The 22,803-nt window shown below is 67.7% G+C and carries 20 protein-coding genes; 7 read left to right on the top strand and 13 right to left on the bottom strand.

The genetic code is table 11. From position 1 onward, the window contains the following. Nucleotides 1-2 precede the first annotated feature (2 nt). The 4 genes from F6B93_RS12040 to F6B93_RS12025 are packed head-to-tail and all read right to left on the bottom strand — an operon-like array spanning nt 3 to nt 5,839. Nucleotides 3-1,475 carry an acetyl-CoA acetyltransferase gene (locus F6B93_RS12040; RefSeq protein WP_211695306.1) on the bottom strand — a complete coding sequence of 491 codons (1,473 nt, stop codon included), beginning with the start codon at nt 1,473-1,475 and terminating at the stop codon, nt 3-5. Next, entirely contained in the window at nt 1,475-3,844 is a 2,370-nt protein-coding gene (locus F6B93_RS12035) for a CaiB/BaiF CoA transferase family protein (protein ID WP_211695305.1), read from the bottom strand. Before F6B93_RS12035 ends, F6B93_RS12040 begins: the two co-directional genes overlap by 1 nt. Beyond that, entirely contained in the window at nt 3,841-4,689 is an 849-nt protein-coding gene (locus F6B93_RS12030; RefSeq protein ID WP_211695304.1) for an acyl-CoA thioesterase domain-containing protein, read from the bottom strand. The genes F6B93_RS12035 and F6B93_RS12030 overlap by 4 nt, the downstream gene beginning before the upstream one ends. A gap of 46 nt (nt 4,690-4,735) precedes the next feature. Then, nucleotides 4,736-5,839, bottom strand: a complete 1,104-nt coding sequence (locus F6B93_RS12025; protein ID WP_211695303.1) for a zinc-dependent alcohol dehydrogenase — start codon at nt 5,837-5,839, stop codon at nt 4,736-4,738. A gap of 109 nt (nt 5,840-5,948) precedes the next feature. Here F6B93_RS12025 and F6B93_RS12020 point away from each other — a divergent pair, with 109 nt between their 5' ends. Continuing rightward, complete coding sequence (locus tag F6B93_RS12020; protein ID WP_211695302.1) at nt 5,949-6,278, top strand: hypothetical protein; 330 nt, start codon at nt 5,949-5,951, stop codon at nt 6,276-6,278. Continuing rightward, nucleotides 6,275-8,146 (top strand): GMC family oxidoreductase N-terminal domain-containing protein, encoded by a 1,872-nt coding sequence (locus F6B93_RS12015; RefSeq protein ID WP_211695301.1) that lies wholly within the window; start codon nt 6,275-6,277, stop codon nt 8,144-8,146. The genes F6B93_RS12020 and F6B93_RS12015 overlap by 4 nt, the downstream gene beginning before the upstream one ends. A 12-nt stretch (nt 8,147-8,158) precedes the next feature. Here F6B93_RS12015 and F6B93_RS12010 read toward each other — a convergent pair whose 3' ends face one another. From F6B93_RS12010 to F6B93_RS11995, 4 genes are all read right to left on the bottom strand, one after another. Then, nucleotides 8,159-10,099 (bottom strand): serine/threonine-protein kinase, encoded by a 1,941-nt coding sequence (locus F6B93_RS12010; protein WP_211695300.1) that lies wholly within the window; start codon nt 10,097-10,099, stop codon nt 8,159-8,161. A 59-nt stretch (nt 10,100-10,158) separates the two neighbouring features. Next, on the bottom strand, nt 10,159-10,899 hold the full coding sequence (locus F6B93_RS12005) for an SDR family NAD(P)-dependent oxidoreductase (protein ID WP_211699440.1): 741 nt from the start codon (nt 10,897-10,899) through the stop codon (nt 10,159-10,161). A gap of 171 nt (nt 10,900-11,070) precedes the next feature. Then, the gene (locus F6B93_RS12000) at nt 11,071-12,474 is read right to left on the bottom strand and encodes a PE family protein (RefSeq protein WP_211695299.1); all 1,404 of its coding nucleotides are present in this window, start codon (nt 12,472-12,474) and stop codon (nt 11,071-11,073) included. A 75-nt stretch (nt 12,475-12,549) separates the two neighbouring features. Beyond that, nucleotides 12,550-13,902 carry a cytochrome P450 gene (locus F6B93_RS11995; protein WP_211699439.1) on the bottom strand — a complete coding sequence of 451 codons (1,353 nt, stop codon included), beginning with the start codon at nt 13,900-13,902 and terminating at the stop codon, nt 12,550-12,552. Between the two features lie 124 nt (nt 13,903-14,026). Here F6B93_RS11995 and F6B93_RS11990 point away from each other — a divergent pair, with 124 nt between their 5' ends. Further along, nucleotides 14,027-14,806: an enoyl-CoA hydratase/isomerase family protein gene (locus tag F6B93_RS11990; RefSeq protein WP_211695298.1), complete on the top strand. Its 780-nt coding sequence runs from the start codon at nt 14,027-14,029 to the stop codon at nt 14,804-14,806. A gap of 30 nt (nt 14,807-14,836) precedes the next feature. Here F6B93_RS11990 and F6B93_RS11985 read toward each other — a convergent pair whose 3' ends face one another. The 3 genes from F6B93_RS11985 to F6B93_RS11975 all read right to left on the bottom strand — a co-directional run bounded on the left by F6B93_RS11985 (nt 14,837) and on the right by F6B93_RS11975 (nt 17,663). Then, a complete protein-coding gene (locus F6B93_RS11985) occupies nt 14,837-15,586 on the bottom strand; it encodes a class I SAM-dependent methyltransferase (protein ID WP_211695297.1) in 750 nt (249 codons plus the stop codon). Between the two features lie 38 nt (nt 15,587-15,624). Further along, nucleotides 15,625-16,431, bottom strand: a complete 807-nt coding sequence (locus F6B93_RS11980) for an N-acyl homoserine lactonase family protein (RefSeq protein WP_211695296.1) — start codon at nt 16,429-16,431, stop codon at nt 15,625-15,627. A gap of 68 nt (nt 16,432-16,499) precedes the next feature. Then, nucleotides 16,500-17,663, bottom strand: coding sequence for a cytochrome P450 (locus tag F6B93_RS11975; RefSeq protein WP_211695295.1), 1,164 nt, complete (start codon nt 17,661-17,663; stop codon nt 16,500-16,502). Nucleotides 17,664-17,769: 106 nt separating this feature from the next. Between F6B93_RS11975 and F6B93_RS11970 the strand changes: the two genes are divergently transcribed. After that, nucleotides 17,770-18,453, top strand: coding sequence for a TetR/AcrR family transcriptional regulator (locus tag F6B93_RS11970; protein ID WP_211695294.1), 684 nt, complete (start codon nt 17,770-17,772; stop codon nt 18,451-18,453). Beyond that, nucleotides 18,450-19,211 (top strand): hypothetical protein, encoded by a 762-nt coding sequence (locus F6B93_RS11965; protein WP_211695293.1) that lies wholly within the window; start codon nt 18,450-18,452, stop codon nt 19,209-19,211. Before F6B93_RS11970 ends, F6B93_RS11965 begins: the two co-directional genes overlap by 4 nt. Nucleotides 19,212-19,255: 44 nt before the next feature. Here the strand turns inward: F6B93_RS11965 and F6B93_RS11960 are convergent, their stop codons facing one another. Together F6B93_RS11960 and F6B93_RS11955 are read right to left on the bottom strand one after the other, a co-directional pair. Then, on the bottom strand, nt 19,256-20,287 hold the full coding sequence (locus tag F6B93_RS11960; protein ID WP_211695292.1) for a helix-turn-helix domain-containing protein: 1,032 nt from the start codon (nt 20,285-20,287) through the stop codon (nt 19,256-19,258). Between the two features lie 16 nt (nt 20,288-20,303). Continuing rightward, entirely contained in the window at nt 20,304-21,134 is an 831-nt protein-coding gene (locus tag F6B93_RS11955; RefSeq protein WP_246540729.1) for an oxidoreductase, read from the bottom strand. A gap of 202 nt (nt 21,135-21,336) precedes the next feature. Here F6B93_RS11955 and F6B93_RS11950 point away from each other — a divergent pair, with 202 nt between their 5' ends. Then, nucleotides 21,337-21,981 carry a cutinase family protein gene (locus F6B93_RS11950; RefSeq protein WP_211695291.1) on the top strand — a complete coding sequence of 215 codons (645 nt, stop codon included), beginning with the start codon at nt 21,337-21,339 and terminating at the stop codon, nt 21,979-21,981. Between the two features lie 46 nt (nt 21,982-22,027). After that, nucleotides 22,028-22,795: a fructosamine kinase family protein gene (locus F6B93_RS11945; RefSeq protein WP_211695290.1), complete on the top strand. Its 768-nt coding sequence runs from the start codon at nt 22,028-22,030 to the stop codon at nt 22,793-22,795. Nucleotides 22,796-22,803 lie beyond the last annotated feature (8 nt).

Genomic DNA, 22,803 nt, shown 5'->3' with positions numbered 1-22,803 from the left:
CCCTATACCAGCGCAGCTGTGCCGTCGCCGTGCACCGCGACCTGGACACCCGCTATGTCGTCATCCACGCTTGCCTGCACATCGCCCTGAGCAGTGAGCACGGCCAGGGTCCGCGCATCCTCGGGCGTCCGCACGGACACGAACGCCTTCTGGGGACGCCCATCGCGGTCGAACGGCGCGGTCCATGATTCGATGGTGCCGATGCCCTCCCATTGGTCGTAGGCCGTGCGGGTCGGCTCCTGGTCGACTGCTGATTGCACATCTTCCCAACGGAATTCGGCGCTAGGTGGCTCCGTGCCGTAAACGCCGATGCTGTGCTTGGTGAGGTATCCGCCATTGGCGGTGACCAGCCCGAAACTACCCGGGTTCGCTAACAGCAGCCCGGCCATCGTGCCCACCGAGTGGGTCACGTAGTTGTTCCATGGCCCCCCGGCAAACGGCATCCCGCCGGTCACCGTCAGCGGACGGCCCGAATCACCGATCGGCAGACCCAGTTCGTTGGCGGCGACTTGGACCGCGGACGGAAAACACGAGTAAAGGTCGACGAACTCGATGTCGTCAACTCCGAGGCCCCCCGCGAGCTCGAGGACGCGCCGACCCGCGATCCTGATTGCCGCCGACCGGTGGAAGTCAAGTCGCTCGCCGAGCGTATACGTGTCATGCGACTCTGTTCCGGCATAGGGAAAGACCCACCGATCCGACGAAACGTGCAGCCGCTCGGCGGCTTGCGCAGAAGCCAGAACCACGACCGCGCCCTGATCGACCATGTTGTTGGAGTTCATCAACTTGGTATAGGGCCAGCTGATCATCCGGTTGTCCGGACCGGGCTGCCAAATATCTTCTGCCGGGACGGCTCTCGGGCTCCAGGCATTCGGGTTGCCTGCCGCGACCACGCTGAACTGTGACCACAGCTCGCCGATCCGGCGCCGATGCTCATCCGATGACTCGCCGGCGGCGATCCGCAACGCCTGCTCGAACATGGGGTAGACATGCGCGGGCTGGATCAGTTCAATGCGCAGTTCGGCGGGACCCGCCATCGGGACATCGTCACCATCTCCCTCGGCCATCGGCACCGAGTCATCCTGCTGCGGCCACTGCGGCTTCTTCTGGTCAGCACGCAACCGCGTCTTGGTCCGCCAACACTCGCCGCCGGCGATCAGCACGACGTCGGCCCGCCCCTGCTGGATATCCAGGTAGGCCCGATTCATCAGCGCGTGCGGAACATTGCCACCCACGCCGCTGTAGGAGGTCGAGAAGTTCGTGGCGCCGATCTGCCGGCCGAGCAACAGCCCAGGGTCGCGATACCGCCAGGACAGCAGATTCACCACGCGGATCGAGTCGACCGATTCCAGCACGCGAGCATCGCAAGCCCGCCGCGCGGCCGCTGCCATCAACCCCACCGGATCAAGGTCGCCGTCGTGTTGGTTGACTTGCCCGGCGCCGATGAGCACGGGAGTCCTGGGAACGACCGGCATCAGCTCACCTGCCCTTGCGCATACAGCGCGCCGACGTTGATCAGGCGGTCAACTTCGTCGTCGTCGAGGCCGAGCAGCCGGCGGCACACCTCGCGGGTGTGCTCGCCGAGCATCGGCGCAGGGCGCAGCTCAACGGCCGGGATGTTGCGAAACGGCGCTGGCCCCGCCTCCGCGGGCAGCGGCGCGTCGAAAAGCGGATGCACCATGTCGGACAGCAACTTTCGATGTCGAACCTGGGGATCAACAAGCACATCGGTTGCTCGGTTCATCGGAGCAGCCGGCACACCCGCCCGCTGAAGTAGGTTGGCCACCGTCTCTTTATCGAGAGTGCTTGTCCAGCATGCAATCTCGTCGACGATGTCGCCACGGTCGCGATCCACCGGGGAACGACCCATGGCCGCCGCGAGCGCCCGCCGGTCGTCTTCGTCACGGAGGGAGATAACACACCATTCGTCGTCCCCGGCGCAGGGATACACACCGTGGTAGCTCGGGTCGTCGCACACCTGTAGGCCGGCCGCGCGGGCGGCTTCGGTCGCGTAGGTCGTATCGAGCTGGTTTACCGCCACTTCGGCCTGCGAGATGTGCACATGCGCGCCGTGTCCGGTGCGGTGTCGGCGAATCAACGCCGCCAGCGCGGCGATCGCGGTGACCCGCGCCGCCACGTGGTCGGGGAACACGGTGACCGCGTCCAAGAATGGGGGCCGAGCGTCGTCGATGGTGTCCGACGTCCATAGCCTGGTGATCCCGGTGGCCGCGCGCACCAACGGGCCATACCCCGGCTGGACGCTCCATGAGCCGCGGTCGCCGAATGCGCTGCTTTCGGCTAGGACAATGCCCGGATTGAGCGAGCGCAACGTAGGGTACGAAAACCCTAGACTGGCAAGCGTTCCCGGCTTGAAGTTGGCGGACACAATGTCGGCGGTGGCCACCAGACGAGCGAAAGTCTCGGTGCCCGCGGGCTGCCGCAGGTCCAGGCCGAGACCGACCTTGTTGCGGTTTGTCCAGGCAACGGCTTCGCTCATCGCTTGACCGGTGCGGGTCTGCCGCAATCCGTCCGGAAACTGGGGGCTCTCTACCTTGATGACCTCCGCTCCCATGTCGGCGAACAGCCGGCCGAGCTCGCCGCCGGCCACGATGATGCCGAGATCCACGATGCGGATCCCCTCGAACGGTCGTCGCACGGCGGCCTCGTCGCTGGCTGGTAACCCCGTATCCGTACGCTGCCAATCGGGGCCGTGCTGGCCAGGCGCCGGTGCACGATGGCGCAAACCCGCTCGCTGGCCATCGATGATGAACGGACCCGCGGGGACGCTGACGTTGATGCCGGGGGCAAACTCCACGTCGCACAGGGCTCCGACCTCGCGGAAATGATCCGACGCGAGCGCTTCGGACGAGGTCAATACCGGGGCGATCGGGACGCCGTGGGATTTTCCGGCTGCGACCAGGTCGTCCATCGTGTGGTCGGAGAACAGCGCCGCGGTGAGTGCGCCGATCTCCCGGGCCGCCTTGAACCGGGCGCCCACGGCGTCGTACATGGGGTCCTGGAATTGCGATGGTTCCCCGAGCCAGGCCCGCATGCCATGCCACTGCCGCGGCGACATCACGCAAAGCCGCACGTAGCCGTCTTTGCAGGCGAATATCGGGTACACATCCTGATGCCGCGGTCGGCCGCGCCAGCCTCCGGAGCTCCGCTGCGCCAGCGCACCCTGGCCCATCGCGCCGTACGGCGGATCAAGTGCCTGGGCGACGGCCTCGAACTTGGAGAAGTCGATGTACTCGCCGATGCTGTAGCGCAGCCGATGGTAGTAGGCGACCAGCACCGCCCAGGTCGCCTGCACCGCCGCGGTAGCCGATGCGATGCCATCCGGCGGTAGCACCGGTGTGCCGGTCGGTGGTCCCGACTGCGACAGCGCCGTCGACAGTGCGTACAGCACCGGATCGGTTGCTTGCCACCCTGCGCGGGGGCCGTCGGTACCGAAATCACTGACGTGCAGTGCGACCAGTCGCTCGAAGTGGTCAGCGAGCCTGGCGCAAGACATTCCGAATATCGTTGCCATACCGGGGATTCCGCTGTCGATGAGGATGTCGGCGCTGCCCACCAGCTCGAGGAACCGGTGTCGGTCCGCCTCGGTCTCGGGGTTGAGCACCGTGCTGCGTTTGTTCGCGTTGCGCAACGCGAAGGGGATGCTGCAGCCGGCTACCGCGGGCAGCCGGCCCCGGCCAGGGCTGCCGCCGTCAGTCTCGATCTTCAGGACGTCCGCGCCGAGGTCGGCAAGGAGGCGACCGATCGCCTCGGCCTCGCCGGTCGCAAGATCGAGTACCCGCACGTCAGTGAGGGGGAGCTCGTCATGTGTGGTCACCGCGGTCATCGATCACCCGTTCGTCTGTTCGGATCGGTCTCGGTCGACCCGGTGGGAAGGTGCGCCGACCGTGCCTGGAGCATCGACGACGAAACACCCACTCCCACGATCTCATCCGCTGCCCATACGGCGATGCCCACCACCGCGAGCCCACCGCAGATGCGTTCCAGCCTGCCAACTGCGGCCAGCTCGCAGCCGGTGACCTCGCCGACGAACCGCAGGGACAGGTCCGGGTTGGGATGCGGTATCCATCGGTCCGCGCACGCGGCTGCCACCGGCGGCCCGACGCACATATCGGCCGCGAGGCAGATCGCTTCGGCGCTCGCCTCAGCTCCGTTCCATGGCAACGCCAATCCGGTGGCGATCCACGATGGGCCCGAGCCCACGGTCCGTGGATGTAGCGTTGCCAAGATCGGGATCTCGACGTCGCCCGGGGCGCGCCAATCGGTGCCGGCGTCGTAGCCGACCAACGGCGGCATGTCCGTGGCGGTGGGCCGGTCGAGGGTGTACAGCGCGGCGGCGTCAGTTAGCCCGACGGTGGCCCGCGCCGCCGGCCGGCCGGCGGCGTCAGCGATGTCCACGCTGACCGTCGTGAGCGACCGGCCGGCACGCAGCACGGTGGGCCGGGCATGCGCGCTGCCCGCACCCAGCCCGCGCAAGAACCGAACGTCGAGGGACGCCGGGAGGCGATCGGGGGCCACGGTCCGGGCGGCGCGGATCGCCGCGGCCGCGACCCCGCCCCCGAATGCACCCCCGAAGGCGCCGTGCAGATGCCGCCCAAACTCGAAGCGCAGGCCGTCATCGTCCGGTCGGCAGCCCAGCAGGGTGTCGACGGTCGCCGCGGGAACGGTCACAGTGGGTACTCGACGATGAGCCGGGAACTCATAGCGGCTCTGCGCGTCACGGCACCAGCACCCCGTGCACGGGCGCGGCACCAGCGCGCTCACCTGCCATGACAGCGAGCAGATCGTCGGCATCGTCGAGCCCGACGCAGCGCCGCGGCAACTGCTCGAACGGGTAGCGACGGGTGGCCAACAGATCCAGCGCGGCCCGATAGGCGGCGACGTCCACGCCCAGGGCGCCGAGGACGCGCAGCTCCTTGAACACCACGGCGTCGGGGGTGAAACCCGGCGCGCCGCTGCCCCATCCCCGCGTACCGGCGACGACCACAGTACCGGCGGGGCGCGCCAGCGCGATCGCCTGCGCGAACGCAGCGGGTGCCTTGGCGGTGACGTCGACGACGACATCGGCGAGCCCACCGGTGGCCTTTCGCAGCGCGGCGACGGGATCGTCGGTGCCGACGTCGACGGCCAGGTCCGCGCCGAACTGCTCTGCTAACCGCAGCCTGTCGCCGTCGCGGGGCCCCAGGCCGGTCACCATCACGAATGCCGCCCCGGCCTCCTTTGCCGCCGCCGCGGCGCAGAGGCCGCGGACGCCGGGCCCCAGGACCGCGACGACATCGCCTGGCCCCGTGCCGGGTACGGTTGTCCCCCATCTGATTCCGGCGCCGAGCGGGTTGAACAACGTGGCCACCACCGGATCGAGGTCGGCCGGCAGGCGTAGCAGCATCGAATCCGGCGCCAGGTACTGGTATTCGGCGTAGCCGCCCCACAGGCCGGGCGGCCGCTCGACAGGGATGAAACCGTACATGTCGGTGAGCCCGTGCCGTTCGCAGCGGCGGTACTCCCCCGTGCGGCACGGTGGACAGTCGCGGCACGACTGGAACACCTCGACCGCGACGAGATCGCCGGCCGACACGTCCCAGCGCTCCGCAGCCCGCGGTCCGACCGCTTCTAGGACACCGACGGTTTCATGGCCCGGGACGAACGCGAAACCGCCGGACAGCTCTCCGGTGTATTGCTCGTGGTCGGTGCCGCACAGGCCGCAGGCGATGACGCGCACCAGCCCCGCGTCATCAGCGACCTCCGGCACCGGCATTTTGTGGGCGACCAAGCGCCGCGGTGCCTCCAATACCAGTGCTCGCGCGACCGCCCCCGGGGACATATCCGCACCCTAGGCAGCTATTGATTGATGTGTCAATCTAGTGTGTGATGAGCGATGATTCCGGTGGTGGCAGGGACGACGAGGCACCGGTCAACGAAAGGAGTCGCACATGAGCTTTCTGCTTGACCTTCCGATGCTGATTGCCGCCGGGGTGCTCATCGAGCGGAGGCTGCCGGCCGAACAGCGCGACGCGGCCGAGGCAGCCACTCTCGGCACCTTCTTGAGCGTGTCGTTCGGGCTCTACCACAATGTGCCCGGTCTGGGTCTGCTGTGGCGTCCGTTCCGCTCGCGCGACGGTCGCGACTTCATGTGGAACAGCGGAGTTCTCGCCATCGATACAACGGAGCTGAGCTGGCCCATGCATGCCGCTGCCGGCGGCATCTTCGGGACGTACCCGTGCTTCATCAAGCTCGGCCGCCGGCTGGGCCGTCGGCGATGACGCGGCTGGCCGACCGCGCGACGGCGTCGTTCGGTGCCGCGCTGTTGCCTGAAGAGCATGGTGGTCCGCCACCGGCCGTACTCGTCGAGCGTGTTGACCGCTACATCGCTCACCTCCCGGCGACGGTCCGGATCGCGATGCGGGCCGGGCTGCTCTCGATGACCGCCGCCGGGTATCTCACGGCCGGCCGGTCCCTGGGGCGACTGACGCCCGACGGCCGCGTTGCGGTGCTGCAGCGAGTGGCTTCATTAGGACCCGAGGCCGCTGCCGCGATCGAGGGGCTCAAGGCGCTGTTGTTGCTCGCCAACGGTGCCGATGTGTATGCCGCCGAGCTGCTGGACCGCGCTCAGCGCCACGAGGTAGCCCGCCCCGATGCTGACCTGACCGTCATACCGTCGCCCGAATGCCGGTCCGTCGTCACTGCCGACGCCGTGGTCGTCGGCTCCGGCGCTGGTGGTGCGATGGCCGCTCGGACACTGGCACGCAACGGATTTGACACCATCGTGCTCGAGGAGGGCCGGCGCTGGACCGTCGACGAATTCCGCGCCACCCACCCCCTGGATCGCTACGCCAGCCTCTACCGCGGCGGCGGGGCCACCGCGGCACTTGGCCGGCCAGCCGTCGTACTGCCAATTGGGCGGGCGGTGGGCGGTAGCACCGTGGTCAACTCCGGCACGTGTTATCGAACGCCGGACGCCGTTGTGCGCCGCTGGCGCGACGATTTCGGGCTCCCGCTCGCCGACCCGGCGCGTTACGAGGGCTATCTCGACGAGGTGGAACGCACGCTCGAAGTCAGTCCCGTGCCGATGGACGTCATGGGACGCAACGGGCGCACGCTACTGGCCGGTGCGGAGGCCCTGGGCTGGCGGGCGGCGCCGATCCCGCGCAATGCGCCCGGATGTGACGGTTGCTGCCAGTGCGCCATCGGTTGCCCGATGAACGCGAAGTTTGGGGTGCACCTCAACGCGCTACCGCAGGCCTGCGCGGCCGGTGCGCGGATCGTGTCGGACGCGCGGGTGGTGCGGGTGCTGCACTCCGGCGGACACGCGCAGGGCGTGCGGGCGCGCCGGCAAGACGGCACGTTGTTCGACGTGCGGGCGCCGACCATCGTCGTAGCCGCCGGCGCGACGGAAACCCCGGGCCTGCTGTGGCGCAGCGGGCTCGGAGGCCATCGCCGGCTGGGCCGAAACCTCGCATTGCACCCCGCCGCCGCGCTGGCCGGATCTTTCGAGCGCGACATCTACGCCTGGCGCGGCGTGCTGCAGAGCTCGGCCGTCGACGAACTACACGAGTCGCAGGGAATCCTGATCGAGGCGACCGCCACGCCTCCTGGCATGGGGTCGATGGTGTTTCCGGGATACGGCCGGGAGCTGCTTGGCTGGCTCGATCGAGCGCACCGCGTCGTGACGCTCGGCGCCATGGTCGCCGACGAAGGCAGCGGCCGCGTGGTGAACCTGAGACGGGGCGACGCGGTGCTGCGCTACGACATCACCCGCGCCGACGCGGCGCGGCTGATGACGGCGGTCGAGGCCATGGGCCGGTTACTCTTTGCCGCCGGCGCCGTTGAGGTTCTTACCGGTCTTCCCGCGGCCGGCACCGTCACCTCCTTCGGCCAGCTGCAGGATGTGCTGCGCCGGACAAGCCCGAGGAGCTTGCACCTAGCGGCTTTTCATCCGACGGGTACGGCCGCAGCGGGCAGCGACGAGCAGCTGTGCCCGGTGGACGCCAGCGGTCGGCTACGTGGGGTCGCAGGCGTGTGGGTAGCCGACGCGTCGATCCTGCCGAGCTGCCCGGAGGTGAACCCGCAGGTGTCGATCATGGCGCTGGCGCTGGCGGTCGCCGACGAGGTGGTCGCCGCCGTGCGCTGACGTTGCGCCAGTTCACCGCGCGTGCAGCGTGATCTCGGAGATGGCCGTACGGCTCTCCCCGTCCGTTGTGCCCAACTTCGTGATCCACACCAGCACATGGGACGTCTTCTTCTGGCTGTTCACCCGGACGCGGTTGTGCCCCGGCTTCAGCGGCACGCTCCGGGTCAGCTCGGTGGTATCGGACAGACTCGCCGGATTCGCGCTGTTGGCAGCGCGGATCTGCACTTCGGTTCCGGTGCTGGGCACGTCGATACCCACCGCGCTCAGCGCGGTCGGTGCCGACAACTGCAACATCAGGCCCACGCCCTCCTTGAAGGTGGGAAACGGCGTGGCGTCGACGTAGGTGTCCGTTGGCCACGACGTATTCGGATCCCCGTCTATGGCCAGATTGGCCTGCCCGGGATGGTCGGGCGCGCCACCCGGAGAGAACACCGTGGCCTGTTCGGGTTTCACGAGTGGACCGGGCGTCTTGTCCGACCACAGCCCGAACCCGTGGGTGACGACGATGGCCACTGCCGCCACGGCCGCGGCGGCGACAAGCCCCACGATCGCGACGATTCGCCCTTTACCGGATTTCGAATCGGAGGCGGTGGTGATCTTCTTCGGGTTCGTCTTCGGAACCGAGGGTGGCCGACGTCGGCCGCCAGGTTCGGCGGAATGGTTGACGACCGTATCGGCGAACAGGGTGCTGCCGTCCCAGATTCCGCTGACCCCGACCAGGTCGCCGTCGGCGAGTGGTCCGGTGATGGAGCTGCCGTGCAATTCGACCGGTATCTCGGTCCGCGGTTCTCCGCTCGGCTCGTATCGTTTGAGGCCAAACGACCACACTTCGTCGTCGTTCCCGGGTCCGGCTGGTCGCTTCCGCACCGAAACTGCTGTGCCGTGCTCGGTCATGGGGTCAAGACGTTTGGTGTGCGGCGCCGTTGAGCCGCGATCGTCGGCAGCGCCGAGGGGAGCGGTGTGCACGCTGGCAGCGTGCCGCGGCCGAGCTTCGGGCGCCGCGCTCGGCGGGGAGGGCTGCGGCGTTGCCGAGGATCTGGCCGAGGCCACGCCTGGGCCATCAGGCGCACCGTTGGCCGCCGGGTCGGGTGCGAACCCGGGGCGGGCTGCGGCGTCCGGCGGCGTTGCCAGCGCCTGGGCGAAGTCGAGGCAGTGGGGGTACCGATCGTTGGGGTCTTTGGCCAACGCCTTGGCGAACACGGGGTCGAGGTGAGCAAGATCGGGGCGGCGTTGCGACAGCCGCGGCGCAGGCGTGTTGAGGTGATGGCCGACGACGACGGCGCGGTTGGAGTCATCGAAGGGCGGTGCGCCGGTGAGCAGGTGAAACGCCGTGCCGGCCAGCGCGTATTGGTCGACGCGGCCATCCAGCGACTTGCCGGTGAGCTGCTCGGGTGCCGCGTAGGCGACGGTACCGATGGCCATCTTGGCCTCGGTCAGACCGGTCATGTCGTCGGTCTCGCGGGCAATGCCGAAGTCGGTCAAGAGAACTCGGCGCCGCGCGCCCTCCGGCGGGGCGGTGACGAGGATGTTCGCCGGTTTGACGTCGCGATGCAGCAGTCGACGTTCATGGGCGAAGTCCAGGGCTTCAGCGACGGCCGTCACGATTTCTACGACATCGTCGTGAGGCATGCCCGATGGGTAGCGCTGCTCCACGAGGTGGCGGGCGTCGGTACCTTCCACGTAGTCCATCGAGATCCATAACCGGCCGTCGAACTCGCCACGGTCGTGCACCCCCACGATGTGCGGATTCCACAGCGTCGACGCCAATTCGGCTTCGCGATTGAATCTTGCTCGGAACTCCTCATCACCCGTGGCATCCAGGGAGAGGATCTTGAGCGCGTCCAGGCGGGGCAAGCGAGGGTGCTGTGCGAGGTAGACCTCCCCCATGCCACCAGCGCCGAGCAGGTGCTGAATGGTGTAACCGGCGAAGATGTCACCGTGGCTGAACGGCATAGCCGAAAGCCTAACTGGGTGAGACCCACGGCCCGAATGTCGGCGGTGCTAGTCGGTGGCTAGTCAGCGCTGCGGCCATTGTCGACCGCGATGACGGCGCCATGAATAGCCGCCGCGGCATCGCTGGCCAGGAACGCGATCATTTCTGCGGCGACGTCGGGTTCCAGGAGTCCGCGCGGGGACGCCGTTCGCATCACCAAGCTGGGATCGGCGCCATCGGGTAACGAAAAGTTGGTGACCTGCGGCGTGAGCATTCCACCGGGACATACGGCGTTGATGCGAATCTTGTCAGCGGTGAATTCCACGGCCAGTGCGCGAGTAAGCCCGACCAACCCATGTTTAGCCGCGCAGTACCCCGCCGAGTAGGCCTGCCCGTGGGTTCCGGCCACCGACGACACGTTGATAATGCTGCCGCCGGCATCGAGCAGGAATGGCAGCGAGGCGCGGATGAGATAGAAGGGCCCGTTCAGGTTCACGGCGAGATCGCGGTCCCAGTCTTCGTCGGTCACCCACGCGGTGTGGCGCATGGTGTGCGAACCGGCCACGTTCACCAGCACATCCAACCGCCCGAACGCGTCGACGCACGATTCGACGGCGGCAGCGCAAGCACCCGGAGTCGTGATATCGACCTGTGAATACGCACCTGAGGTTATCGGTGCGAATACCTCGGCAAGCTTGTTCTCGTCGCGCGCGACACCGAATACGGTCGCGCCGCGTTCCGCGAAGAGCGTGACCGCCGCCGCCCCCAAGCCTGAGGAGGCGCCAGTGATCAGGGCGACCTTGCCGTGCAGCGTCGTCACTGTCGACCGCCGCGGCTGTAACGGTCGCGGAACCACATGGTCGAAAGCAACCACAAGGTCGAAAGCAACCACATGGTCGAAAGCAGCCACATGGCCGCAAGCCTAGCCCGGCCCGCCTCAGGTGCCGGTGATGTGCAGTTGACTGGTGCGCGCGACTCGGCTCTACCCGGATCAGCCGTCTGGGCCAGCCGTGCCGGCGCTGCCCGACAGGGATCCGCCGGTACCGCCGCTACCGCCGGCACCACCGGCCGCGTTGGGAATGCCGATCCCGCCGCTCCCACCGGCTCCACCAGCGCCGCCGTCGCCGATCAGCCGGGCCGAACCGCCCGCGCCGCCGTCACCACCCACACCGGCGGGCCCCTGGAACTCATGATTGCCGCCATTGCCACCGCGTCCGCCCTCCCCGCCGCCGCCGTACAGCCACCCGCCGTTGCCGCCGGCCCCGCCATGACCGCCGGCTTCCCCAACGACACCAAGGCCGTGCCCACCGCGCCCGCCGGCCCCACCGGCCCCAAACAGCCCGGCGTCACCTCCGGTACCACCGATTCCACCGGCGGCAAACGCGGCGCCCAACCCGCCGAACCCGCTCACGCCCCCGGCACCGCCGTCGCCACCGTCGCCCACCAGCAGCCCGCCGTGCCCGCCGGTGCCGCCGTTGCCGCCGAAGAAGCCCTCGGTTCCGATGGTGCCGCCGAATCCGCCGATCCCGCCCGTCCCGCCGTGCCCGATCAGCCCCGCGGCACCGCCGGTACCCCCGAGGCCCCCGTCGCCGCCGGCGGTCGCGGCGAACCCACCGGCGCCGCCGGTGCCGCCGCCTCCGAACAACCAGCCGCCCCGTCCCCCGACTCCCCCACCGCCACCGGAGCCTTCGGCGACATCGCTAATGGCGTGTCCGCCGAGCCCGCCGGCGCCGCCGAAGCCGAACAACCCGGCCGCACCGCCGGCACCTCCCAGCCCCCCGTTGCCGCCGGCGACGGTGGACCCGCCCGGTCCGCCCATGCCGCCGTTGCCGAACAACCATCCACCATGACCTCCCGGTCCACCGGCGGCACCGGCACCGCCGATCCCGCCGGCCCCGCCGTTACCGATGAGCCCGGCAGCACCGCCAGCACCCCCGGGGATCCCGGGGTTGCGTCCGGCAGCACCGTTGCCACCATTGCCCCACAACAGCCCACCGGCCCCACCGGCCTGCCCCGGCGCCGTCCCGTGGGCGCCGTCGCCGATCAACGGACGTCCCAGCAGCGCCGCAGTAGGAGCGTTGATCAGATTGAGGGCCTGCTGCAGCAGTGCGGTGTTGGCCGCTTCGGCCGCCGCATACGCCTCCGACGCACCGTTGAGGGCCTGGGCAAACTGGCTGTGAAACCCCGCGATGCGCGTACTCAGGGCCTGATAGGCCGTCGCGTGGTCGGAGAACAGCGCGGCGATTGCCGCTGACACCTCATCGGCACCCGGGGCGATCACTCCTGTGGTGGGTGCCGCCGCGGCCGCGTTGGCTGCGCGCAGTGCAGAGCCGATGTTCGCCAAGTCCGTTGCCGCGGCCGACACTGCGTCTGGAGCTGCCACCACGTGCGCCATTGCGACTCTCCCACCTGGGCGTCATCGCCCATCGCTGAAACCCGACCGATTGGTCGGGCCGCCCCAACGACTGCCTTACGATCCGACGGGGGAACGCACCGAGCCCAAGGTGACCGGTAACGAAGACCAGCCGCGCAGAACCCGGGTTGGACGGCGGCTGCCGCCGCCAGCCAGTTGTGCGTCGGGGTAGCGTTCAAAGAACGCGCGCAGCCCAACCTCGCCTTCGCTGCGGGCGAGGGCGGCGCCGAGGCAGAAATGTCGTCCGCTGGAAAACGACAGATGCTTGTTGGCGTTGGGCCGTTCGATGTCGAACTGATGGGGATTGTCGAAGACGGCGGGGTCGCGGTTGGCTCCGGCCAAGTAGACGACCACGAGTTGTCCGCGCCTGACGCGTTGACCGGCCAGGTCGATGTCGCGTCGCGCGACGCGCGCGGTCATCTGCACCGGCGAGTCCAGTCGGAGGATTTCCTCCACGGCGTTGGGCCACAGCTCGGGTCGCGCCCGCAGCGTGGCGAGGTGCTGCGGCGCGTCGAGAAGCATGCGGATCCCGTTGCCAAGCAGATTGACCGTGGTTTCGAACCCGGCCGCCAGCACCAGGCCGGCGGTCGCCTGCAGTTCTCGGTCGTCGAGGCGCCCGTCTTGATCCGCGACCTGGGTGAGCTGGCTCATCAGGTCATCGCCCGGGTTGCGCCGTAGCTGCTGTAGGTGGTCGACCAGCCACAAGTTGATCCCGACGAGGCCGCGACGCACCTGAAGGTACTGGCGCCAGGTGAGTCCAAAGTCCAGGCTGGGCGCGCCGAGTTCGGCGAAGTGCAGGATCATCTCCCGGTCGTCGTCCGGCACACCGAGGATGTCCCCGATGACCGTGACCGGCAGCTGCGAGCAGTACCGCTCGACGATGTCAACGACACCGGTTTGATCCGGGAGTTCGTCGAGCAGCTCGGCGGCGGTCGCCTCGACGCGGTTACGCAGCTTGGCCACGGCGCGAGTGGTAAACACCGAAGAGACCATCTTGCGGTAGCGGGTGTGCTGCGGTGGCTCCACCGACAACAGCGATGGTGCCTGCAAGGGGTGCAACAGCCCGCTATCGGTGCGCTCAGCCACCCTGCGCAACCTCTTCGGCAACCCTTCGCCGCTCGGTGCGACGCGGAAGTCGTCGGAGCGCAACACCTGGTGAGCGATCTCGTGGTCGACAGTGATGTGCGCCCCCTGGCCGCTGATCAGCCGACCCTGGCCGCGCAGCTCTTCGATGAAGGCGGCCGGGTGTGCGCGGGCTTGCGCGTCGGCGATCAGGCGTGCCTGGGCGTCGCCACGGCGAGCTCCCAACCACGCAAGGCCGCGAATGAAACCGTGCATGGCCAACCAGCGAACGCGGACTCCGGCGGTGATCGCTTCCCTTGGCAGCCCATCGTTGCCCGCCTCTGCCATCCGCGCTTGCTCCATAGGGCAAAGGCTAGAGGTGGCGATCCTAGTAGTCAATACCACCGGTATCGGATACCGAAAGAATCGGATACCTGTGGTACCGCCTGGTGTCACTCGCTACACTGCCGGCGTGACTGACTACCAGAACATCATCGTCGAGCGCTCCGGCGCCGTCGCGCGCATCACGCTCAACCGGCCGGACGCCGCGAACGGCATCAACCACGTGATGGTGGCCGAACTCGCCGACGCGGCTCGCCAGTGCGACAACGACGCCACGAAGGTCGTGGTCCTCACCGGTTCGGGACGCTTCTTTTGTGCCGGAGGTGATTTGAAAGCGTTCGCGTCAGCCCCCGGCCGCGGCGACTACATCAAGGGCCTGGCCGACAACATGCACCGCGCGATTTCAACGTTCGCGCGGATGGACGCGGTGCTGGTCACCGCCGTCAACGGCGCGGCCGCCGGAGCCGGATTCAGCCTCGCCATCGCCGGTGATCTGGTGCTCGCGGCCGAATCCGCGTCATTCACCATGGCCTACACCAAAGTGGGGTTGAGTCCCGATGGCAGCTCGACGTACTACCTCCCGCGGCTCATCGGTGTGCGCCGGGCGCAGGAGTTGATGCTGACGAATCGCACACTGTCGGCTGCCGAGGCGGCCGAGTGGGGATTGATCACCGCGGTGGTCGCCGACACCGAGCTGCCCACGGCCGTCGCCGAGATCGCCGACAGAATCGCCGCGGGGCCAAGGACCTCCCACGCCGCGGTGAAGCAGCTCCTGCTGTCCTCGCTGAACACCGGTCTGGAAGAGCAGATGGAGATCGAGGGCCGGTCCATTGCCGCGTGCGCCGAAGGCGCCGACGGCCGCGAGGGCGTCGACGCCTTCCTTGCCAAGCGGGCGCCCACGTTCAGCTAGTAGTTCGGTCGTCGCCCGGAGTCGCCCCGATCAGTCGCCGCGGGTGGCGGCGACCGACCAGAACGGCATGTGAACCCGGTGATTCTCCAACAGCGGTCCCAAGACGCCCAGGCGATCCTGCAGTGGCCTCATCCGCGCGGCCATCGCGGGCTGCTCATTCATCTGAGCCGACATGGCCTCGAACGTCTCCGGGCTGTAATTGGCCTGATAGGTCGTCGTTCCCAGGTAGTCGAGATGCCAGCCGGCCGCCGGCAGTAGCCGCTCGAAGTTATCCGCGGGGAGCCCGTCGAACGTCATGCCGTTGACATTGTGACGTCCGAACTCGAACATGAACAGCCGCGCCCCTGGCTTGGTCGCGCGATGCAGTGCCCGCAGGTATTGCAGCTGGATCTCCTCATCGTCGAGGAACACGTGATAGAACGCGCTGTCGACGACAGTGTCGAAGCGATTCTCCAGGCCAGTCAGCTTCGTCGCGTCGGCGACCTGAAAGTCCACGCTCACGCCCGCGTGCTGCGCATTCTGTTGGGCGCGTGCGATCCCGGCCGGCGAAAGGTCGATTCCGGTCACCGTGTAGCCCTGTGACGCGTAGTAGATGGCGTTGTGCCCGGGGCCGGTCCCCGGGTCGAGCACCTCACTGCGCAACGCGCCGAACGCCACCAACTGCTGCACGACCGGCTGCGGCCCGCCAATGTCCCACGGCGTCGATGCGGGCAAGCCCCCTACCAACCGCTCGTCGCGATACAGCTGATCGAAATCCGGTCCGTCAACTTTGTTAGTCATACTTATTACCGTACGCCGAATCGCTCGCGCGGGGGCCCTCACCTCGCCCCGATGGTCGCCATCAGTCCCGCGAGATGGCCGTCGGTCACCATGGTGAATTTATTCATCGTCAGCGGGTCATGTCCGGAAACAATGTGTGCCACTTCGCCCGTGGTCACCATCGAATGGATGCGGTCGAACGTCTGGTACATCGCGCGCAGGTCGCTGACGTAAATGAACGGCATGTCCTGCTCGTACTCCTCGTAGTAGTGCACCGCGTCGGAGGTGAGTAGTACCACGCCATCCGCGGTGTTCACCTTGACCATGGCCTGCCCGGGCGTGTGGCCGCCGACCTCGAGCACCTCGATGCCGGGCATCAGGAGGTGGCGGCCGTCGAATAGCTCCACCCGGCCTTCGGCGTGCGCGGCGGCGAGGGTCGCTAACTCGGTGGTCCCCACCAAGTGCTGGTATTGCCGGCGCTCGCGCAACGGGCCGAGACAGAATTCCAACTCGTTGCGCGACAGCGTGATTCGAGACTGGCCGAAGAAGTCGAGATTGCCGATGTGGTCGTAGTGGGCGTGAGTGACGACCACCGGCGGTCCAGCGCGAGGGTCGACGCTCAACAGTTCGAACGCACGTCGGGGATCGACGAGGACGGTACGCTCGCGCACCCGAGCGTCGTGTTCGGAGAATCCCGTGTCCACGACGACGGTAGCCGCGTCGTTGCGCAGCACCCAGAAGTAATACGCCATGTCGATGGGGTCGTCCGGCATCCCGTAGATATGGAAGTTCAGGTACACGTCGCTCTTGGTCGTTGACCGCGCGCCGTACTTGACGATGCAGACCTCGAAGACATCGTTGGTCATGTGCCGATTACACCCCGCGGGCACCGCGGCGGCCAGCGGCGCCGATCAGCCACCCATCGCGGAAGCTCTTACCTCAGTCGGACACGAAGCGAGGCCACGCCGTCGACGAGTCCGTTGGAGCGGTATACCGGTTCGGCGTCGAGCTCAAGGCGAGGGTATCGCCGCAGCAGGCCGCTGAGGATCTCGTCCAGCTCCATTCGGGCGAGGCTGGCGCCCAGGCAGAAATGCGCCCCCACGCCAAAGGCGAGATGTGGGTTGGGGCTGCGGTCGACGAGGAACCGGTCGGCGTCGGCGAAGACGCGCTCGTCGCGATTGCCCGACGGATACAGCAGCGCCACGCGATCACCGCAAGCCAGCGATGTCCCGGCCACGGCGGTGTCCGCGGTGGCGGTGCGCATCATCACTCTGGCCACGCTGGTCCAGCGAAGGATCTCCTCCACCGCGGTCGGCACGGGCACCGATTCGTCGACCAGGCGAGCCAATTGGTCGGGGTGTGTGGCCAGGGTGAGGATCGCTCTGCTGGCGCTATGCCGGGTGGTCTCGTTGCCGGCGACCATCAACGCGGTCGCGAACATCGCCAACTCGTCGCGATCCAGTGCCTCATCGCCGGAGTTGGCCAGCGCGGACAGCAGGTCTGAGCCCGGTTTGGCGATCCTATCGGCGACTTGGGAGTCCACGTACTCGCCCCAGAAGGCGAAGCTTCCTATCGCAGACTCGAGGACGCCGGGTTCGTCGAGGCGTCCGCCGGCGTCCATCATCGTGTCGGTCCAGCCGCGGATCATGTCGACATCGGAATCCGGCAAGCCGAGCATCTCGGAGATGATTCGCAGCGGGATCGGCGCGGTGAGGGCGTCGACCACATCAACGGGCTCTCCTGGCCGGATCGCGTCGAGGGCCTGCTCGACGTAGCGGCGCGTGCGCTCACGCAGGCCGGACACATAGCGTGCCGTGAACTGCCGGGACACCGTGCGGCGCAACCGGCCATGTTCGGGGTCGTCCATGGTGACGAAGGACAGTGGGACAGAGTCGAAGTAGGTGACGCCGCCGGCTGAGGAGAACACGTCCGTTGCGTGCGTCACCGTCTTGATGTCGGTATGCCTGGCCACGTAGTAGAGATCGTTCTTCTCATCGTGCACGAGGCCCTCGGTAGCCCGGAGCGCGGCTTGTTGATCGTTGCGCTCGGCCAGGTCCAGCCTCAGGTCGCTGATGTCGAAGCGCTCGGTTGTATGCATGAACTATCCCCTGTCGACGGGTGCAACCAAGCTCTGAGGCACTTGCCTGAAGCTCTTGCTGAGATTGGCCGCAATGGACGACTGCAATGTTAGGATATTAAGGCATATGACTGAAAAGCTCACTTCCACCCGGACGGCGCTGTTGCGTGTTGCCGAGCAACTGATCGCCGTCGGGGGTGTCGCCGGGCCATCGGATCGCGAGATTATCGCCGCCGCGAACGTGGGCAATAAATCGGCAATCCGCTACCACTTCGGGTCCCGGCGCGGCCTGGTGGACGCCATTCTTGCCGACCATGGCGAGGTGCTTGAGGTCAGGAGAGCACTGGCCTTCGCGGAACTCACCGTGGACCGGGCGACCACCGACCTGTTTCGGCTAAGCCGAGTCGTCGTGGAGCCCTACGCAAGTTTCTTGGCTGACGGGCCGAGTCAGTGGGCCTACCTCGCGGTGGCGCAGTCGGTCATGGAGGACCCCCATGAGCAACTCGACGACTTGGCGGCTCGATTCAAAGACCCGCTCATCCTCGGCCTGGTCGACTTGATGCTGGCCCAAATTGCGCTGCCCAGCGAGCTCGCCGCCGAGCGCGTGCTTGTGGGGATCAGCCAGGTGATCGCCAGCATCGGCGCTCGCGCCCGCCAGCAACTGGTCGGCGCCGGCCGGCGGCCGCTGACCAGGATCGACATCTTCTCAACGAACCTGGTCGACATGCTGCATGGTTCGATGACTGCCCCGGCCGCGGCGGCGACGCTGCGAGCTATCGGGTCGGGCGCGGCCAGCGAGGTCGGCGCATGACCGAATCCGGATCATCCGCCAGGTCGAGCTCGTTCACCATCGAGGGGCGGCGGCTCGTGTTGCCGGCACAGTTTCGGGCGGGCTCCTCGATGACCGGGATCTTTGTCGTGCCCACGACGCGGATGCGATCCCGCCTGGCCGGCACCGGATTCGTGCCCGCGGAAATCGCGCCCGGCCGGACATTGATGGGGCTCAACTGTGTCCACTACGTCGACACCGACTGTGGGGCGTATGAAGAGATCGCGTTCAGCGCGTTCATCCTCCGTCACGACCGCCCACCGGGGAGAGTCCCGTACTTCGCCACCCTGCGCGATCTGGCGACCGCAAAGATCGGTTCCTTCGCATGGCGCTTGGCCGTGACCACGACCCTGTCCCGAGACGCCGGAAAGCAGATCTGGGGGTTTCCCAAGACTGTCGAGGATTTGGTGTACGCCGAGCGCGATGGCTCTGCCACGATGGCATGGGGCGACGACAGCCGCGAGGTGCTGCGGTTCACCGTCCCCACCCGCGGCAGGCGGACAGTCCGGGAGATCAGCCCACCGGTCTATTCGATGCTCGACGGGGTTGCGCACGTGGGGCGGCTGACCCAGAGCTACGGCAACGTTGGCTACCACCGCCATGGCGTGCAGGTGGCGATCGGCACGGGGCACCCAGCAGCAGAAGAGCTACGCAGTCTGGGTCTGCCCAAGCGTCCGGTGATCGCGGTGTCGAACGGCACGCTGAATTTCTCGATGAGTCGCTCCACCCCGCTCGGCTGACCGCGTTTCGCCGCGTGTCCGAAGCTGTGATCCCCGGACGCGGTTCACGCTGGCAGCACTTCGTCCTCGGGCTGGTCGCCGATCGCGGCATGCCCGGACCGCACCACGCCCGGGGTGTGCCCGGTCCAGGACCGGAACGCGCGATGAAACGATGTCAGCTCTTCGTAGCCAATGAGGAAGGCAATCTCGGTGTCGGAAAGCCCGGTCGAGGTGAGGTAGTGACGGGCCAGGCGTTCGCGGGTTCGGTCAAGGACATCGGAGAAGGAGTACCCCTCAGCGGCAAGCCAGCGCTGCAGCGACCGCCGGCTGACGTGCAGGTCATCGGCGACGTCACCGAGCGAGCGGCGACCGGCCGGCAACGCGGTCAGCAGGGCTGCATGCACCCGGTCCGCCCACGAGGCGTCGACGTCAAGGGCGGTGAGGCGCCGGCGCAACTCTGGCTCGAAGACTTGCCACATCGCGTCGTTCGCAGTCACGAAGGGACGGCGGGCGTCCAGAGCGGTGAACTCGATCTCGGGCCGTGGCCCAACAACCCAGCGACCGTCCCCGATGAAGGCTGCGAGCCCGTCGGGGTCGGGCGGCGCCTCCGGCAGCACCAAGCGCATCGGCCGCACGTCTTCTCGAGTGCCCAAGCGGGCGAAAGCCACCCAGAACAGCAGCTCGAAGCGGACCAGCACCGGCGGCGGCTCGAAGGGGGCGCGTGACCCGATCGCGATCCTGAGTTCGGGCGCGCCCGCGACGGCGAGGGTGACGGGGTACAGCAGCCGCTTGTACGTCGCGATCCGATGTGCGGCCACCGTCAACGTGGGACTGCACAGACCGGCGAAGATCGGTGGCGCGAACGCCTCGGCGGTGACGGTCCGAGCAACGGCCAGGGCGACGTCGCGCGCCGTGTCGTCCTGGTACTCCTGCTCCAACGCGGCCCACAGGGTGTAGAACTGTTCTGCGGTCAGCCGCGCGTCGCCGCGGCCGAACAGATCCGGAGGCAGGCCTGCACGTCGCAGGACTGCGGCGACTTCGACTCGGAGGTCGCGCAGGACGACGCGCCATCCGGGGTCGACCGAGTAGGTCTGCATGTCGACGAGGTGAAACTCAAGCTGCGCGGGCGATGATGAAGTCGAAGGCCCGGTCGCTGAGGAACCGCCGCATCAGGATCGACGGCTTGGCCATGTAGCCGACCGCGTAGCGGGTGCGCGGTCGCTTGGCGGTGGCCGCGCGCAGCACGGCTTTCGCGACGACATTGGGCGACGACAGCGAGTCGCCCTGGTAGCGCTTGTGCATGGAGCTCGCTGTTTCACTGGCCTCCCCGGCGTAGGCGCCGGCGGCCGAGACCTGGGCCAGGTTATCGGCGGCGATGGTGCCCCACTCGGTCTTGATGCCGCCCGGCTCGATAACGGCGACGTCGATGCCGAACGGCTTGACCTCCAGCCGCAGGCAGTCCGACCAGCCCTCGAGCGCATGCTTGGTGGCGTGGTACCAGCCGCCGAACGGCGTGTAGATCTTTCCGCCCATCGAGGAGATATTGATGATGGTGCCCGAGCGCCGATCGCGCATGCCGGGCAGCACCAATTGGGTGATCCGCGCCAGCCCGAACATGTTGACCTCGAATTGGCGGCGTGCCTCCTCGATCGAGACGTCCTCGATGGCGCCGTAGGAGCCGTAGCCGGCGTTGTTGACCAGCACATCGATGGCGCCTTCGGCCGCGACGATGGTCTGCACGCACTGCCGCGTTGACTCGTCATCGGTGACGTCGAGTGCGATCACGTGGATCCCCGCTTGCTCGAGGTGGCGCATGCGGTCCACGCGGCGAGCGGCGGCGTAAACGGTGAAACCGTTGGCGGCCAGCAGCATGGCGGTGGCCTCGCCGATGCCGGAAGAGCCTCCGGTGACCAGGGCGGTGGGGCGGGAGGACATGCCAGTCATATCGAACTCCTTGGTTGGTGTCGAGTCCTACGGTAAGCCGGGATGCGCCTCATCACGTTGTCTGATTGCGCCATTCACATGCCGGATTGCGCCACCACCCGGACCCCGTCGATTGGACCAGTCGCCACGACTCCCGGTACCGTCGTTGCCGCAAAGCCCGCCGCCGGCACCGCCGTCGCCGGCCGTAAGTCAGGATTTGGATATGAGTGCACGCAACCTTGCCCGATTCGTTGGCGTCGCGGTTGTGACGACGTCGGCGCTGTTCATTGCGCCCATCAACGGTCCTGCCGCGTCAGCCGATCCCTGCTCCGACATTGCGGTGGTTTTCGCTCGCGGGACCCATCAGGACCCCGGCCTCGGTGACGTCGGCCAGGCATTTGTCGACTCGCTGAGCTCGCAGGTCAATGGGCGTTCCGTCGGGGTCTACGCGGTGAATTACCCCGCTAACGACGACTACCACATGAGCGCTAACAGCGGCGCCGATGATGCCAGTGCGCACATCCAGAACACCGTGGCGAGCTGCCCGGACACCTCGATCGTGCTTGGCGGGTATTCGCAGGGCGCCACCGTGATCGACCTGTCTACCTCGGCGATGCCACCCGCGGTCGCCGATCATGTCGCCGCGGTTGCCCTGTTCGGCGAGCCATCCAGTGAATTCTCGACCATGTTGTGGGGAGGGCAGCCCCTGCCGACAATCGGCCCGCTCTACAGCGCCAAGACCATCAACCTGTGTGCGGACGACGATCCGATCTGCACGGGCGGCGGGAACATCATGGCGCACGTCTCCTACATCCAGTCGGGTATGACCAGCCAGGCAGCGACATTCGCGGCTGACAAGCTCGCTTGAGGTGGCACCGCGGTGAGCGGCCCGGTGGATCATCATCGGGCACCTGGTGACCGAATTCGTCAAGCACCGCGTGGGGGCGCCCGCCGGCTTCTTCGCTTGGGAAGCCGCAGGGCTGCAATGGCTTTCGGGTGTTGACGGCGGTGTCCCCTGCGCGCAGGTCGTTTCGTGTGACGCAACCAGCCTGACCCTGGGTCGGCTCAACTCGGTTGGTGCCAGCCCCGAGGCGGCGCACGTATTCGGTAGTCGCCTGGCGGTCACCCATGACGCCAGTGCGCCAGCGTTCGGCGCCGGGCCCGAGGGATGGGACGGGCCGGGATTCTTCGGTCCGCTGTCGCAGCCATTGCCGATGTCGCTGCGGCGGCACCGGCGCTGGGGCGATTTCTACGCCGAGGAGCGGCTGATCCCCATGGCCACGCTCGCGGCGCCGCAGCTGGATGGCGCTACCCGAGCCATGATCGAGGCGGTAGCGGAGCGTTGCCGTGCGGGCGACTTCGACGACGATGATCGGCCGGCTCGGCTGCATGGCGATTTGTGGAGCGGCAACGTGATGTGGACATCGGAGGCAGTGGTGCTGATCGACCCTGCCGCGCACGCCGGTCACCGCGAGGCCGACTTGGCGATGCTGGCGCTGTTCGGATGCCCGCATTTCGACTCGATCCTGGCCGGCTATCAGGATGTGCGCCGGTTGCAGCCCGGTTGGCGTCACCGCGTCGGGCTACACCAGCTCTTTCCGCTGCTGGCGCATGTGGTGTTGTTCGGCGGTGGGTATTCAGGGCAGACTCATGCAGCCGCCCGATCCGCACTCGCTGCTTGAGCGGCGGC

It is taken from the genome of Mycobacterium spongiae, assembly GCF_018278905.1.
Classification (GTDB): domain Bacteria; phylum Actinomycetota; class Actinomycetes; order Mycobacteriales; family Mycobacteriaceae; genus Mycobacterium; species Mycobacterium spongiae.
This window is presented reverse-complemented; position numbering and strand designations above follow the sequence as displayed.

Bases quoted from the DNA above. Each gene is read 5' to 3' on its own strand.
- F6B93_RS12040 (WP_211695306.1), bottom strand. From the start codon at position 1,475: ATGCCGGTCGTTCCCAGGACTCCCGTGCTCATCGGCGCCGGGCAAGTC.
- F6B93_RS12035 (WP_211695305.1), bottom strand. From the start codon at position 3,844: ATGACCGCGGTGACCACACATGACGAGCTCCCCCTCACTGACGTGCGG.
- F6B93_RS12025 (WP_211695303.1), bottom strand. From the start codon at position 5,839: ATGTCCCCGGGGGCGGTCGCGCGAGCACTGGTATTGGAGGCACCGCGG.
- F6B93_RS12020 (WP_211695302.1), top strand. From the start codon at position 5,949: ATGAGCTTTCTGCTTGACCTTCCGATGCTGATTGCCGCCGGGGTGCTC.
- F6B93_RS12015 (WP_211695301.1), top strand. From the start codon at position 6,275: ATGACGCGGCTGGCCGACCGCGCGACGGCGTCGTTCGGTGCCGCGCTG.
- F6B93_RS12010 (WP_211695300.1), bottom strand. From the start codon at position 10,099: ATGCCGTTCAGCCACGGTGACATCTTCGCCGGTTACACCATTCAGCAC.
- F6B93_RS12000 (WP_211695299.1), bottom strand. From the start codon at position 12,474: ATGGCGCACGTGGTGGCAGCTCCAGACGCAGTGTCGGCCGCGGCAACG.
- F6B93_RS11995 (WP_211699439.1), bottom strand. From the start codon at position 13,902: ATGGCAGAGGCGGGCAACGATGGGCTGCCAAGGGAAGCGATCACCGCC.
- F6B93_RS11985 (WP_211695297.1), bottom strand. From the start codon at position 15,586: ATGACTAACAAAGTTGACGGACCGGATTTCGATCAGCTGTATCGCGAC.
- F6B93_RS11980 (WP_211695296.1), bottom strand. From the start codon at position 16,431: ATGACCAACGATGTCTTCGAGGTCTGCATCGTCAAGTACGGCGCGCGG.
- F6B93_RS11975 (WP_211695295.1), bottom strand. From the start codon at position 17,663: ATGCATACAACCGAGCGCTTCGACATCAGCGACCTGAGGCTGGACCTG.
- F6B93_RS11970 (WP_211695294.1), top strand. From the start codon at position 17,770: ATGACTGAAAAGCTCACTTCCACCCGGACGGCGCTGTTGCGTGTTGCC.
- F6B93_RS11965 (WP_211695293.1), top strand. From the start codon at position 18,450: ATGACCGAATCCGGATCATCCGCCAGGTCGAGCTCGTTCACCATCGAG.
- F6B93_RS11960 (WP_211695292.1), bottom strand. From the start codon at position 20,287: ATGCAGACCTACTCGGTCGACCCCGGATGGCGCGTCGTCCTGCGCGAC.
- F6B93_RS11955 (WP_246540729.1), bottom strand. From the start codon at position 21,134: ATGACTGGCATGTCCTCCCGCCCCACCGCCCTGGTCACCGGAGGCTCT.
- F6B93_RS11950 (WP_211695291.1), top strand. From the start codon at position 21,337: ATGAGTGCACGCAACCTTGCCCGATTCGTTGGCGTCGCGGTTGTGACG.